Consider the following 13,595-nt stretch of genomic DNA (forward strand, 5'->3'; position numbering starts at 1 on the left):
TGGAAAAGGCGGTTCAGGCTGTTACGTCGGATGTTTTGGCATCCGGTGCAACTTTCACCGTGTTGCCGTCAGGCATCTGGAAGGTTGGCGAAATGCCATCATTACCGGCACGTCCCAGCGGCATTAACAGATCGATGCTCATATTTAGCACCGGACGATCCTCGCCGTTGGCATCGGGCTGCATCATTTCCTGAACATTGCGGACGATGACGGCAGCCTGCTTCATGATTTGTTCATGCAGGTCGTTGGCCTGTTTAAGGGCCAGATCGGCAGCACTGAGGCCTTCGGATGCAGGCTGGCTTGCTGCCTCGGTATTTGTGGAGCCGTCCGGGTTTTTATCCTTGTTGGCAGCCTTGGTGGCGGCACTGGAATCGCCGGTGGTTTTTTCCAAAAGATCCTTGATGAAATCGGCAACGCCGCTGTCATTCATGTCAAACAGCAGGCCGCCCTGGTCTGCTCCGGCCTGTTGGCCCAGGCTATTGACAAGGTTGTCGCCACCCAGCGCATCCAGCGCGGTGTTAAACGCATTCATCATGGATGCCCCGCTATTGCCCGTGGCAACAACGGCCATGCGCGAAACTTCCAGTTTTTTGGAACTGTAGCTGAATGAAAAATCGCCCGAGTTTTTATCGATGCTGATATCAAGCGAATGAGCGGCATAGACATCCGAGGTGCTGTAGCCTGTCGCGGCGGAATTGCCGTCGCTATAGGCAACTGCGGTCTGGGAATGGGATGCAATCGCCTGCTTGAATGAAAAATCAAAGCTGGCCGATTTTGCCGCCTGATCCTGAATGTTTGCAAACAGGCTTTCGGTCGCCAATTTGGCGGCTTCTTCGGTCATGCCCGTTAGCGCAAACATTTCGGTCACATTGTCGCGTATTTTTTCCAGCGCCATTGAAAGGGCATCGTTGCCCAGCCCGCTGGCGGCAACCTGTTTGCCGGTATCGGGTTTGCCCGCCTTGTCGCTTTCCTGCATGGCATCCAGGGCGCGCGGCGACAATGAAACATTGTCTGACGATTGCTGTGCCGGGCGACCAAGCTGTGATCCTGCACCGGATTCGGCGCCGTGCCCCTTGGCAAAGCGGGGGTCGGTTGTCGGGGTTGAGGCCGCGCGAAGCGGGCCAAACGCGGATATGTCCGCCATATTATCCTCCTCCTGAGGCACGCTGTCGCCGGTTTTGGGCCGTTTTCCGACCATACGACAAGCTTGGGCTACTTGCCCGAATATTAAAAATGCAAGGGTGACACCCTATGGTTTCATCATAAAGCGTTTTTGCGCGTGCCTCAAGAGGCAAAAACAGCGATGTTGGATACCGAATGACATGAATATGTACATTACAGTTGCATGTTAGGCGTTCGTTCCGTTGACAGATCAAAGTCAGGGTTCTATCTGTGATCGGGCCCGGTATTATCCCGGAGCCCGTCTGTTTGTTATTTTCATTTTATCCAGGAACGTTTTAATGCTCGGCGTCATTGCCCGGAAAATTTTCGGTTCAGCTAACGATCGTGAAATCAAAGCCCTTCGGGCCACGGTCGAGCAAATCAACGCCTTGGAACCCGAGGTCGAGAAACTGTCTGACGAGGATCTGCGCGCCCGCACCGACTGGCTGCGCGATCGTCTCCAAAAGGGCGAGACTCTGGCCCAGGTTCTGCCCGATGCCTATGCCACGGTCCGCGAAGCGGCAAAGCGTGTGCGCGGTGAACGTCATTATGATGTGCAGATGACGGGCGGTATCGTTCTCAATGATGGCAAAATCGCCGAAATGAAAACCGGTGAAGGTAAAACGCTGGTTTCGACCCTGCCGGTTTATCTCAACGCGCTTGAAGGCAAGGGCGTGCATGTGGTGACGGTCAACGATTATCTGGCCCGTCGTGATGCGGAATGGATGGGGCAGGTTTACGGCTTCCTTGGCATGTCGGTCGGTGTGATCATGCACGGCATGACCGACGATCAGCGCCGTGCGGCCTATCGGTGTGACATCACCTATGCCACCAATAACGAACTTGGCTTTGACTATTTGCGCGACAACATGAAGTTCCGTCTGGAAGACATGGTCCAGCGCGAATTCAATTATGCCATCGTCGACGAAGTTGACTCGATTCTGGTCGACGAAGCCCGGACCCCGCTGATCATTTCCGGCCCTGCCGAAGACAGTTCCGCCATGTATCAGGCGGTGGATCAGCTTATTCCCAAGCTGGTTGATGAAGATTACGAAAAAGACGAAAAAGCCCGCGCCGTGACCCTGACCGAAGAGGGGACCGAGCATGCCGAACAGTTATTGAAGGAAATGGGAATCCTGACTGAAGGAACCCTTTATGATCTCAATAACATTCATCTGGTGCACCATACCAACCAGGCCTTGCGGGCGCACAAGCTGTTTCAGCGCGATACTGACTATATCGTCAAGGACAACAAGGTTGTCATCATTGACGAATTTACCGGCCGCATGATGGAAGGCCGCCGTTATTCCGATGGTCTGCATCAGGCGCTGGAAGCCAAGGAACGGGTTGAGGTTCAGAACGAAAACCAGACCCTGGCCTCGATCACCTTCCAGAACTATTTCCGTCTGTATCCGAAGCTGGCGGGCATGACCGGTACCGCCATGACCGAGGCCGAGGAATTTGAGGAAATTTACGGCCTGAAGGTTGTGGAAATTCCGACCCATCGTCCGATTGCGCGAAAGGATTATGACGACGAGATTTACCGTACCGCCGCCGAAAAATGGGAAGCGATTGCCGATCTTCTGGTGGAATGCCACGGTCGCGGTCAGCCTGCCCTGGTGGGCACGGTGTCGATTGAAAAGTCGGAAATGCTTAGCGCGCTTCTGAAAAAACGCAAAATCCCGCATGAGATTTTGAACGCCAAGCAGCACGAACGCGAAGCCTATATCGTGGCCCAGGCCGGTGCGCCGGGCGCGATTACGATTGCCACCAACATGGCCGGTCGCGGGACCGACATTAAACTGGGTGGTAACGTTGAAATGCGGGCCGAACTGGAACTGGCCGATGTTGACGATTCCAAACGCGAAGCCGGCATTGCCCGCATTCGCGAAGAGGTCGCCGCCGACCAGAAAAAGGTTCACGAGGCTGGCGGGCTGTTCGTGATTGGGACCGAACGCCACGAATCGCGGCGTATTGACAACCAGTTGCGCGGTCGTTCCGGTCGTCAGGGGGACCCGGGGGCATCGAAATTCTTCCTGTCGCTGGAAGATGATTTGATGCGCATTTTCGGGTCCGAGCGCATGGACAGTATGTTGCAGAAGCTGGGGCTGGAAAAAGGCGAAGCCATTTACCATCCCTGGATCAACAGGGCGCTGGAGAAAGCCCAGCAAAAGGTTGAAGGCCGCAACTTTGACATTCGTAAAAACCTTTTGAAATTTGACGATGTAATGAATGACCAGCGTAAGGTTATTTATGACCAGCGCCGCGATTTGATGCAGGCCAAGGATGTGGCCGAGGACGTTGCCGAAATGCGCGCCGAGGTGATCGAGGGGCTGGTGGAACGTCATTGCCCGGAAAAGGTTTATCCGGAACAGTGGGAAGCCAAATCCCTGCATGAAGAATGCCTGCGCCTGTTTGGCCTGAGCCTGCCGGTTGAAGACTGGATCAAGGAAGAAGGCATTGACCCGTCGATTGTGCAGGAACGCATTTCCAAGGCTGTTGAGTCCAAAATGGCGGCCAAGGTTGCCAATTACGGGGCCGACATCATCCGCCAGGTTGAAAAGAGCCTGCTGTTGCAATTGCTCGATCAGTCCTGGAAGGAACATCTTCTGGCGCTTGATCATCTGCGCCAGGGCATTGGCCTGCGGGCTTATGGTCAGCGGGACCCGCTCAACGAATTCAAGCGCGAAGCCTTTAACCTGTTTGAAGAGATGCTGGGCATGCTGCGCGAACGTGTGACACAGATGATGTCGCATGTTGAATTGCAGTCCACCCCGCGCCCCGAGGATTTGGAGCCGCGCCAGCAGCAGGAAATGCACGAAAACCATCCGTCGCCGGAAAGCGACCCGACGGCCGCAACCGCCGCCGAAGAACGGATGCAGGAAACCGTGCAGTCCCGTCAGTCCGGTGGCACGGTGGACCCAAATAACCCTGCAACCTGGGGCCGCGTTTCACGCAATGCACCGTGCCCGTGCGGGTCGGGTAAAAAATACAAACATTGCCACGGTCAGGTGTCGTAAGACGTTGTCTGTGCCATGATTTCAAAAGAAAAAACGCGCTGCTTTTCGGGCCGCGCGTTTTTTCTGGGCTGATTGGTGTCCACCAGATTATTTCGCGAGTGTTATCGGGGCATTCTGTGCCAGGAACTGGGCAATCGGTTTTGTGACACGGGCATCGCCGGTTAAAAAGGTCCCCAGGGCGACCACCGTGCCAACATGGTTCATATCGGGGATTTTAACCAGTGTTGCCTTCGGGGCCAATTTCGCCAGGCGGATGGAATTGCGCGGGAACACCGTGTGGTCGGCTTCCCCGGTGATCAGCAATAGGGGCGGCATGGTCGCGAGGTCCTGATTGACCGGCTGGCTTTCGGCTCCGGGGGTGTCGCCAAAGGCGTTGCGGGTGGCATCAACATCATAGGGATAAAAATCATACGGGCCGGAAAGGCCGATGATACCGGCAATATCATTACGGGTTAAACCGACCTTTTGCAGGAACGACTGCCGGGCAACAACCTGCATTGCGTTATAGGCGCCGGCACTATGCCCGGCCAATATCAGTTTTTGTGCGGTAATGTCGGCAGGGTGCTCCTGGGCAAATGCCCTGGCGGTTTTGATGGCCTGCGCCCCATCCTGTACGAAGGCCGGATAATGTACCTTGGGCACCAAGCGGTAATCGGGGATGGCAACCGCATAGCCCATGTCGGTAAATCGTTTGGCGACAAAGGCATATTTGGCCTTGTTGCCCGAATCCCATGATCCGCCGTAAAACCAGATAATGAGCGGGGCCGGACGTTGCAGTTTGGCGGGCAGGTAAATATCCATTTTTTGCCGGGCATCCGGCCCATAGGACAGATCGGTTATGGCCGGTTTGATGTCACCGGCCTGTAAACTGTTAAAGGCGCCAAGGCGGTCACACCCGGCAAGCAGCAGGGTTGCCAAAAGGGCGTTGGAGGCAAGAACAAGCAGACGGGGACGGGGCATGGCAGACTTCGTGGTTATGGATTTGTTTTATATACGCAAAAAATCATCAAAAGGATTGCATCCCCTCTTGGCGGGGCATCGTCGGCGCGATAAAACCGTGTCATGACAGTTCAAAAACCAGATAGCGGCTGCATGTCAGTCGATTTGCGTCAGGGCCGTGTGCCTGAACGCACCGTCTTTGTCAGTGCCGTGGCACTGGTTGATATTGATCATCGTGTGCTGATTGCCCAGCGCCCGGAAGGTAAATCGATGGCCGGGCTGTGGGAATTTCCCGGCGGCAAGGTGGAACCCGGTGAAACCCCCGAAATGGCCCTGGTGCGCGAGCTGAAAGAAGAGCTTAATATCGACATTACCGAAAGCTGCCTGGCCCCGTTTACTTTTGCATCTTTCACCTATGACGATTTTCATCTGATGATGCCGCTGTATCTGTGCCGCGTCTGGAAAGGGGAAGTTCGCCCGATGGAAGGCCAGCAGGTAAAATGGGTGCGCCCGGTACGCCTGGGCGATTATCCGATGCCACCGGCCGATGTGCCCCTGGTGGCGATGCTGCGCGATTTTTTATAGGGTTTGTCTTTATGCTGTGCCGGTCCTGGCAGGGTGATTATTAAAGAATGAGGGTGTTATGTCCAAAACCGTTCGTGCCTGTTTGCTGATTATTGGCAATGAGATCCTCTCGGGCCGCACCCATGACAAAAACCTGCCCTATCTGGCCGAACAGCTTAATGAACTTGGCATCCGTCTGGCCGAGGCCCGTGTTATTCCCGATATTGCCCAAACCATTATCGATACAGTGAATGAATGCCGGGCCAAGTTTGATTATGTTTTTACCACGGGGGGCATCGGCCCGACCCATGATGACATTACATCGGACTGCATTGCCGAAGCCTTTGGCGTGCCGCTGGATTTGAATGACGAAGCGGTCAAATTGCTGCGCAGCAATTATGCCAACCCGGATGTGGACCTGAATGAAGCGCGCCTGCGCATGGCGCGCATTCCGCGCGGGGCGGAACTGGTTGAAAACCCGGTCAGCAAGGCACCGGGCTATCGCATGGAAAATGTTTATGTCATGGCCGGTGTGCCCATGATCATGCAGGCGATGTTTCAGGGCATCAAACACCAGCTTGTGGGCGGACGCCCGATGATTTCGCGCTCGGTTGCGGGTTATATTCCCGAGGGCACCATTGCCGAGGCCCTGGGCAAAATCCAGGATGAATTCAAAAATACTGATATAGGGTCCTATCCCTTCTTGCGGGAGGGGAAATTAGGGACCACATTGGTGGTGCGAGGCGAAGAGCAGGCTGATGTCGATGCCGCGATTGCCCGGATTACCAGCGCGATTATCGGTTTTGGCCGCGACGTTATCGACGATGACAGTGCCTCATAACCGCTCTGGTGTCTGATCTCTCACCCGTGATCAGCGAGGGTCCAGCATGAGACAGGATAAACCCGGTTCCGGGGGCGGGACACAAAAACCCGGCGACGAATGGAAGATCGTCAAATTCATGCTGACCCACATGATGTATGGCGGCGTGGGGGCGATCGTTTTTGGCGTGCTGGTGCTTTATTTTGACATTGGTGGCATCTGGACGCTGGCTTCGGCCTCGCGGGATACGGCGATTTTTATCTTTTTGCTGTTTTTTGGCGTGTTCATTACCTTTGGCGGCATCAGCATGGGGGCCGGGGTGATGATGCTGGGCGGTTTTTCCGACAATGACGATTATGACGATGAACGTCGCTATAACCGCAAGGATGATAGTCACGACACATAAATTGCAAAGTTAAATGTACCAAAAATAATTTCAAATTTTCTCCTGCAATTATAATATGCTTCATCACTAAGGTTGGGAGGAAAAATGAAGAGGTTATTAGTAGGCTTTGTTGTTTTTTTATCGGGTTGTGCGACGCCTCCTCCCGAATTCTCCAGTGAGGTGCTGAATAAAGAAAAAATAGAAGTCTCAAGCGTATCAGTTGATGATTTTACGTCAGAAGATGACGCCGGAATATATGATGGCATGTGGTCAAATAGCTATCATGTCATGCCTGGTGATTATATGAAGCCGCATTTTAACAAATTGTTTTATGGTAGGCTGAAAAACCGTTATCTGGCTGTTGGTGGCGAAGGTGGTCCGCGTCTTGAAATAACCGTGATTAAGGCAAACCTTCTGCGGAAGGCTCGAGTTGCCGATAGTATCCTCTTCGTCGCAATTGTATCTGCGCTTAGCCCACGTGATTTTAAGTGTGTTGTTGATGTAAATTTTCGATATGGAGAAAAATCAGAGCGTCAGCAATTTATATCCAATAAAGAGCTTTCTGCTTCTTGGACTGACTCGAAATTGGAAGATAAACGGGAACTTGTTGCTTCATGCCTTGATGATATTTTTAAAGATGTCGACACGTTTGTCCTAAAATTTACGAGAGCGTAAGGTTTCGTAAATTTTAATGTTTGAGTGCCGTAGTGGAGGACTGTTTCTGTAATTAAGGACGGTCGCCACCGGCCTTTTTGCGGATAAAATGGGCAATCACCATGCCGACAATCCAGCAGACCAGCGGTACGGAAAAGATATAATCAAACATCGGGTGGCTGGTGTCGCCCTGGGTGATCATGACGATATACCCCACCCAGCAGGCGGTGAGCAGATAGCCCATGATTTTGAAATAATGGCCGTTTGGCAGTTTTTTGTCCCGGGTTTCGGGGTTTTGTCCGGCCGGTTCGCCTGTCATTTTTGTATTCCCTGATGTTTTAAATGTGCCAATCAGCGTTGGCTGTTATCTGTCCAGCGTCACGTCGTGCGGGTCGATGCGGTCCTGCCAGCCGTGGCGCACCAGTTCGGGCACCACATTGTCCTCTTCCGGGTAGCCGATGCACAAATAGGCAATCAGCCGCCAGTGTTCGGGCACATCAAGCACCTGTTGCACCACATTGGGTTCGAGAATACTGACCCAGCCCATGCCAATGCCCTTGACCCTTGCGGCAAGCCACAAAAGCTGCACGGCCGCAACGGCGGAATAATCCAGCATTTCCGGCATGGTTTTGCGGCCCAGGCCCATGCCGGCCTCGGTTTCCTCGTCGGCGAAAACGGCAAGCTGCACCGGGGCCTGGTCCATGCCCTGAAGTTTCAGCGAGGCATAAAGCTTTGCCCGTTCGCCTTCATAATCATTGAGTGCCTGCTGGTTGGCGCGTTCAAAGCTGTCGCGAATGGCGCGGCGGCGTTCCGGGGCATTGACCTTAACAAACCGCCAGGGCTGACAATTGCCAACCGATGGCGCCAGGCAGGCTTCGGCAATCAGGCCGTCAATGTCGGCCTCGGGGATCGGGTCGGTGCGAAAGCGCCGCACATCGCGCCGCCATAACAGCAAATCGATGAATTGCTGCTGAAAGGACTGGTCAAAGACCGGTGGTGTTAGCGTCTCGCTGCCCTTTGGGCTGGCGGATGCTTCACGGGTCGGATCATCCGGGGTTTTGGCGCGGTCGGTTTCGGTCATGCGATACCTACAGGATAAATCGTGTCTTGTCGCACCCTAGGGGCTTTTGCCCGTTCTGAGAAGCCGTGAGTTTGGATTTATCGCTGGCAGCGTGCCGAATTCACACAGGGGCTACCGGAAAGGGCATAAAAATCAGTTTCCCTGCCTTACATATCAAAACTGAGGGTGACAAGGCCCGATAGCGGGTCTTTGTCAGTTTGATCAAAGGTCAGCGTCTGATTGATCTCAAGTCCGACATGGCCGGAAAACTCTGTCCAGTAATGGTCAAATCCGCCACCCAGCTTGACCGCATCATTATCACGTTCGGTGTTCACGAAGGGCTGGATCGTGCCGTAGTCGCGCGGCAGAATGGTGGAGAAGCGCAATTCCCCCTTGATCCCTTCATAAGGATCGGTGCCCGGGTTGAATTCGCGAAAGGCCTGCAAGGACGCATTCAGGGAAAACGGGCTATAGGCATAGTCGGTGCCGGTAAAATAGCGCCGGGTCTGATCGCTGCCAAACCCTTCATTGAGAACCGACATGGTCTGGTTTTCGCCAAAGAAGGGGGTGAAAAGATGTTCGCCCATTTCGATGCGATAGCGGGCTTCGGCCTCGGAATCAAACAGGGTGGAAGTTGCGATATGGCCCGAGACGATTTCACCGTTGGGTGTGAAATGTTTGCCATAGGATTCGCGCGCGCTGATCAAATTGCCCTTCAGGCGCAGGCTCAGCGGCGTTTGGCCCAAATTCTGTTCGGCATCAAAGCCCAGCGAACCGGAATAGGTCATGCTGGAGCTGGTATTTTCATAGGTACTGGCAAGGCCGGTGCGGGTGATGTCGCTGCTGCCAATGCCCAGGCTGCCATTGAGCTTGAGCCAGTCCGTCATGCGGGTGAGGAAGTAGGGGGAAAAGGTGACGTTGTTTTCCCGATACAGCGTCTGGCGGGCGGCAATGTCGCTTGCCGTGCTGCCCCAGCCCAGCGCAAGGCCAATGATGGTGGATGTATCAACCCGGTAATCCACACCGGTATCCACGGCAATCACATCGCCGTTTAAGCCGGGGTTAAAACCGTCTTGGGCAACGCGATTGTCAATGCTTTGGCGGGTTCCGTGGACCCAAATGCTCATGGCGCGGTCGGTTGCGCGCTCCTGTGTCGGGAAGGAGCCATTGGCGCTGTCAAAGTCAATCCGTTCGGCAAGGGAGCCCAGGGCATCGCGGCCGCTATAGCTTTCGATCTGGGATGCCACATCCGTGCCCATTGCCAGGGCATCGGGCGGCTGTTCGCTGGCGGGTTTGCTGTTATCCAAAAACAATGGTTGCAGGGTATTGTTGACAAAATTGCCATCCAGCCGGTCGGACAGGCGATCCAGATGGCCGAGCCGGTTTTTTGTCCGTGTCATGGTTTCGGTACGCAGAATTGGCGATTCGATGGTGCGCAGTGTTTTGTCCTGGGCGGCGAAGGCGCGATTGATCCACGGCGGAACGCCCCTGTCGGATGGCAGGGTTGAAACGGCAACGCAGGCTGTGCCGATGGCTATGATGCTCCAGCGCAGTTTCATTGTCTGTTGTGTCTCGGCTCGCTTTTATCGGCAATATGCCGCCCGTATATGGTGCTGCCACCTGGTTTTGGCAGCGAAATTCTTCAAATTGTCCGGGGTCTTTGCCCCGTTTTGCTAACTGCTATCATTTTGGTGATAGCCCAGGGGAGTTACCGAATGATAAATCCCTGCAATAGAATGTTGCGTCTGGCGCAAAGGCGCGCTAGAAACCTGACCTGTCTTTGGGGCGTTTTGCCCCGTGGCTTTTCTGCCAAGTTCTTGCGGGCGTGGCGAAATTGGTATACGCAGCGGACTTAAAATCCGCCGGTCCTAACAGACCTTGCCGGTTCAAGTCCGGCCGCCCGCACCATTCTTTTTTTCGTCCCGTCGCTGGTTTTATCCTTCTCCTGTATTTAAAACGTTTTCGGCCCCGCGGCCGATTCGCGTTTTGGATGACCCCGGCTGACGCGTAACATGTGCGCAAGCGGTGCCAAAACCGTTTGTTGCCCTGAACAAGACACACAAATTTCGCGCCTGACGGTTTTATCGAAACGTCAACGCGATGGTTTCTTCCCTAAAATTGCCTGCCGATATTATTGTGCCCCAACCGGAAGGGCGGTTTTATGATGGCGGGATCATGTACGCCCCGCCTGTGACAGGCAAAGGTGGCGGGGGCTTGCCCCTGGAACACAGTATTTTCCAAACCATATGATGCAAGCACCGGTTGGGTCCCTTGCAGGTTGGAAACCGGGTTTATCCTGCTTGTTGCAAATTAACAGATATGCCGCGATGCGAAAAGTTGCAATTGCCGGGCAGGGCAAGTGTGGCAGATTTACCGGATGTAAAGGCGTTGCCCGTCACTGTGCCGGGCAAAGGGGAAGATAATAAGGGTGCCGACACGACAATGGCGGAAAATGACGACGATCAGTTGCGTAAAAAAGAACGGTTTGGCAAATATGTTGCGCCCGAAGAACGCGCGACCAATATCGTGCGCCAGCTTGACGATTTTTTGCGCAAAGGCCCTAAAAGCGGGCTGAAATATACCCGCTGGCAACAACTGGCATGGTATGAAGTTGTTGACGAAATCAAACGGGCCGAGGCCGCCCAGAAAAGTCAGGACAGCCTTGCCAAGGCCGCCTTTCTAAGTCTTGCGATCGGATTTGGCACCATCGGGTTTTGGGGGCTGGTCCTGCTGGCGGGAACCCGTTTGAGTTTGGTTGCCGCCGGGATTATTCTGGTGGCCGGGCTGGTGATCTGGCGGGCGCTGGCAAAGGCGAACTGGTTAAAATAGGCGAAAATAATGAATAATGATGCAGCCGAAACCCTTGCCATTCAGGCCATTGCCTTTGTTGCGGGTGATGAAGAATTGTTGCAGGGCCTGTTGATGCAGACCGGTATGGATTTGAATGATCTGCGCGCCGGGATTGGCAACCGCGATGTGCAGCGCGGCGTGCTAGAATTTTTGCTATCGCACGAACCGTTTTTAATGCGCCTGGTTGATGCCATTGACTGCCGCCCGGAAATGCCCGCACAGGCACATATGGTATTATCGGGCGGTCCGATCTGGCAGGATTAAGCCTGCTTTGTTTTGCGGCCATCGCGCCAAGAGCCAGAATGGGGACCGCCATGCAGGTACGTCGCATCGTTGCCAATATTGCCTCACCGGACTTGGAAAAGGCTGCGGCCTTTTATCGTGATATTCTGGGGCTGGATATTTTGATGGATCACGGCTGGATTGTGACATTTGGCAATCAGGCCCGTATGACGGTGCAGCTTAGCATCGCAAGCGAAGGGGGTGCTGGCACACCGGTTCCCGACCTGTCCATCGAGGTTGATGACATTGCGGAGGCCGAAAACCGGGTGCGTGCTGCCGGTATTGTGCCGGAATACGGGCCGGTGAATGAAAGCTGGGGCGTGCGCCGGTTTTTTGTCCGCGACCCGTTTGGTCGTTTGCTTAATATTCTGTCGCACGCCGGTTAGGCAGCAGCTTTTTGCTTTTGATGCCTGATTGCCCTGTTTTATTGCGTATCATCATTGGCACCGCGATGTTCCAGGATCTGGTCAATCAGGCCCCATTCCAGCGCCTGTTCGGCGGTCATAAAGCGGTCGCGGTCAAGCGTGCGTTCAACTTCGTCGTGGCTGCGGCCGCAATGTCTGGCGTAAAGGGCGATCACGCGTTGTTTGGTCAGGCGCATTTCTTCGGCATGGATCAAAACGTCCGATGCCTGGCCCTGAAACCCGCCCAGGGGTTGATGCACATGCAGGCTGGCATTGGGCAGGGCGGCCCGATGGCCCGGTTCACCGGCCATTAACAGGAACGATCCCATTGACCGTGCGGTGCCCATACACAGGGTGTGAACCGGCGACTTGATGTAGCGCATGGTGTCATACATCGCCATGCCGCTGGTGATGACCCCGCCCGGGGAATTGATGTAAAGATGGATCGGCTTTTTGGAATTTTCCGCTTCCAAAAACAAAAGCTGTGCACAGATCAGCGACGAAATCGTGTCATTCACTTCGCCATTGAGAAAAATGATCCGTTCGCGCAACAGGCGGGAATAAATGTCAAAGGATCGTTCGCCCGCGCTGGTTTGTTCAACCACCATCGGGATTAACTGCATCATGTCGCGCATGGTTTGGCTCCGGGTTTGTGGTCGTGCCAGGGCTGAACTGGGCAGGGCTGGTCTGAGCGGGATCAGGCGGCACGCATCATTTCGGGTGTATTGCTGTTGGCGGCTTTGGGGGCGGGGGCGCATCGTGCATCGGTCAGGTCGTGAATGATGCGAAGCTGCGTGCTGTTGTCCCCTGTTGGGATCAGGCGGAAGGTGACAGTACTTTCCAGATAGGGCGGGGCAGTGTCGCGCATCTGGTAGGTAATTTCCTCGCCTGCGATGTGCTGGACCGGTTTGGCGTGGCGCAAATTTGCCCCTGGCAGCCAGCTTTCGCGGATTTCGGCGATGCTGATCGCCCGCCAGACTTTTTCGCAGGGTGCATCAAGGCTGTATTCCAGTTCAAGGCGGCGCGACGGGGCGGTTTTTCCGGTTTTGCGCGGGCTGTTTTTGTGGTCGGTCACTGGTCCATCTCCTTTAGGGTTTGGCGCAGGGCATTCACGCGTTCCGGCCAGAAGATGCTGTATCGGGCGACCCACTGAACAATCATGTCCAGCCCTTCGGGATTGATCCGGTACTGAACAAATCTTCCCTGCCGTTCTTCCTGTACAAGTTTGGCGTCGCGCAATACCGCCAGATGTTGTGACATGGCAGGCTGGCTGATGGTCATGCCGTCGCGAAGCGCGCTGGCATTCATGCCATCGGCACTGGCAAGTTTTTCAAAAATGGTGCGCCGGGTTGGATCGGCGAGGGCCTTGAATATGTGATTTTCCATCATGCAAACACATAAGCACACACTTATGTGTTTATGCAAGCAATTTACGATGCTGTTTTTTTTGCCTTTT

The 13,595-nt window shown here is 54.5% G+C and carries 16 protein-coding genes and 1 tRNA gene; 9 read left to right on the forward strand and 8 right to left on the reverse strand.

Going from position 1 to position 13,595, the window contains the following annotated elements; translation table 11 throughout:
• Nucleotides 1–13: 13 nt before the first annotated feature.
• Nucleotides 14–1,144, reverse strand: a complete 1,131-nt coding sequence (locus tag TH25_RS14715; RefSeq protein ID WP_147253028.1) for a hypothetical protein — start codon at nucleotides 1,142–1,144, stop codon at nucleotides 14–16.
• 316 nt (nucleotides 1,145–1,460) lie between these two features.
• On the opposite strand from TH25_RS14715, the gene secA reads away from it, so the two are divergent.
• A complete protein-coding gene (secA, locus tag TH25_RS14720) occupies nucleotides 1,461–4,181 on the forward strand; it encodes a preprotein translocase subunit SecA (protein ID WP_114089119.1) in 2,721 nt (906 codons plus the stop codon).
• 87 nt (nucleotides 4,182–4,268) lie between these two features.
• Here the strand turns inward: secA and TH25_RS14725 are convergent, their stop codons facing one another.
• Nucleotides 4,269–5,141, reverse strand: coding sequence for an alpha/beta hydrolase (locus TH25_RS14725; protein ID WP_114089120.1), 873 nt, complete (start codon nucleotides 5,139–5,141; stop codon nucleotides 4,269–4,271).
• 132 nt (nucleotides 5,142–5,273) lie between these two features.
• Here TH25_RS14725 and mutT point away from each other — a divergent pair, with 132 nt between their 5' ends.
• The 4 genes from mutT to TH25_RS14745 all read left to right on the forward strand — a co-directional run bounded on the left by mutT (nucleotide 5,274) and on the right by TH25_RS14745 (nucleotide 7,564).
• A complete protein-coding gene (gene mutT / locus TH25_RS14730) occupies nucleotides 5,274–5,705 on the forward strand; it encodes an 8-oxo-dGTP diphosphatase MutT (protein ID WP_114089121.1) in 432 nt (143 codons plus the stop codon).
• A 58-nt stretch (nucleotides 5,706–5,763) separates the two neighbouring features.
• The gene (locus tag TH25_RS14735) at nucleotides 5,764–6,525 is read left to right on the forward strand and encodes a competence/damage-inducible protein A (protein WP_114089122.1); all 762 of its coding nucleotides are present in this window, start codon (nucleotides 5,764–5,766) and stop codon (nucleotides 6,523–6,525) included.
• 46 nt (nucleotides 6,526–6,571) lie between these two features.
• Nucleotides 6,572–6,910, forward strand: coding sequence for a hypothetical protein (locus TH25_RS14740; protein WP_181847634.1), 339 nt, complete (start codon nucleotides 6,572–6,574; stop codon nucleotides 6,908–6,910).
• Between the two features lie 84 nt (nucleotides 6,911–6,994).
• A complete protein-coding gene (locus tag TH25_RS14745; protein WP_114089123.1) occupies nucleotides 6,995–7,564 on the forward strand; it encodes a hypothetical protein in 570 nt (189 codons plus the stop codon).
• A 52-nt stretch (nucleotides 7,565–7,616) separates the two neighbouring features.
• Here TH25_RS14745 and TH25_RS14750 read toward each other — a convergent pair whose 3' ends face one another.
• The 3 genes from TH25_RS14750 to TH25_RS14760 form a co-directional block, all read right to left on the reverse strand.
• On the reverse strand, nucleotides 7,617–7,862 hold the full coding sequence (locus tag TH25_RS14750; RefSeq protein ID WP_114089124.1) for a hypothetical protein: 246 nt from the start codon (nucleotides 7,860–7,862) through the stop codon (nucleotides 7,617–7,619).
• A gap of 45 nt (nucleotides 7,863–7,907) precedes the next feature.
• Nucleotides 7,908–8,624 (reverse strand): 5,6-dimethylbenzimidazole synthase, encoded by a 717-nt coding sequence (bluB, locus tag TH25_RS14755; protein WP_114089125.1) that lies wholly within the window; start codon nucleotides 8,622–8,624, stop codon nucleotides 7,908–7,910.
• Nucleotides 8,625–8,770: 146 nt separating this feature from the next.
• Complete coding sequence (locus tag TH25_RS14760; RefSeq protein WP_114089126.1) at nucleotides 8,771–10,162, reverse strand: autotransporter domain-containing protein; 1,392 nt, start codon at nucleotides 10,160–10,162, stop codon at nucleotides 8,771–8,773.
• Nucleotides 10,163–10,422: 260 nt separating this feature from the next.
• Here TH25_RS14760 and TH25_RS14765 point away from each other — a divergent pair.
• The 4 genes from TH25_RS14765 (at nucleotide 10,423) to TH25_RS14780 (ending at nucleotide 12,121) form a co-directional block, all read left to right on the forward strand.
• Nucleotides 10,423–10,511, forward strand: a tRNA-Leu gene (locus TH25_RS14765).
• Between the two features lie 453 nt (nucleotides 10,512–10,964).
• On the forward strand, nucleotides 10,965–11,432 hold the full coding sequence (locus tag TH25_RS14770; RefSeq protein WP_258549167.1) for a hypothetical protein: 468 nt from the start codon (nucleotides 10,965–10,967) through the stop codon (nucleotides 11,430–11,432).
• Between the two features lie 9 nt (nucleotides 11,433–11,441).
• Complete coding sequence (locus TH25_RS14775) at nucleotides 11,442–11,717, forward strand: DUF3572 domain-containing protein (protein ID WP_114089127.1); 276 nt, start codon at nucleotides 11,442–11,444, stop codon at nucleotides 11,715–11,717.
• 50 nt (nucleotides 11,718–11,767) lie between these two features.
• Nucleotides 11,768–12,121: a VOC family protein gene (locus tag TH25_RS14780; protein WP_114089198.1), complete on the forward strand. Its 354-nt coding sequence runs from the start codon at nucleotides 11,768–11,770 to the stop codon at nucleotides 12,119–12,121.
• A 38-nt stretch (nucleotides 12,122–12,159) separates the two neighbouring features.
• Here TH25_RS14780 and TH25_RS14785 read toward each other — a convergent pair whose 3' ends face one another.
• The 3 genes from TH25_RS14785 to TH25_RS14795 form a co-directional block, all read right to left on the reverse strand.
• Nucleotides 12,160–12,774 (reverse strand): ATP-dependent Clp protease proteolytic subunit, encoded by a 615-nt coding sequence (locus tag TH25_RS14785; protein WP_114089128.1) that lies wholly within the window; start codon nucleotides 12,772–12,774, stop codon nucleotides 12,160–12,162.
• 62 nt (nucleotides 12,775–12,836) lie between these two features.
• Nucleotides 12,837–13,214 (reverse strand): SRPBCC family protein, encoded by a 378-nt coding sequence (locus TH25_RS14790; RefSeq protein WP_114089129.1) that lies wholly within the window; start codon nucleotides 13,212–13,214, stop codon nucleotides 12,837–12,839.
• Nucleotides 13,211–13,528 (reverse strand): ArsR/SmtB family transcription factor, encoded by a 318-nt coding sequence (locus tag TH25_RS14795; RefSeq protein ID WP_220151417.1) that lies wholly within the window; start codon nucleotides 13,526–13,528, stop codon nucleotides 13,211–13,213. Before TH25_RS14795 ends, TH25_RS14790 begins: the two co-directional genes overlap by 4 nt.
• Between the last annotated feature and the right edge of the window lie 67 nt (nucleotides 13,529–13,595).

This window comes from Thalassospira profundimaris (assembly GCF_003326755.1).
GTDB classification, from domain to species: Bacteria; Pseudomonadota; Alphaproteobacteria; order Rhodospirillales; family Thalassospiraceae; genus Thalassospira; species Thalassospira profundimaris_B.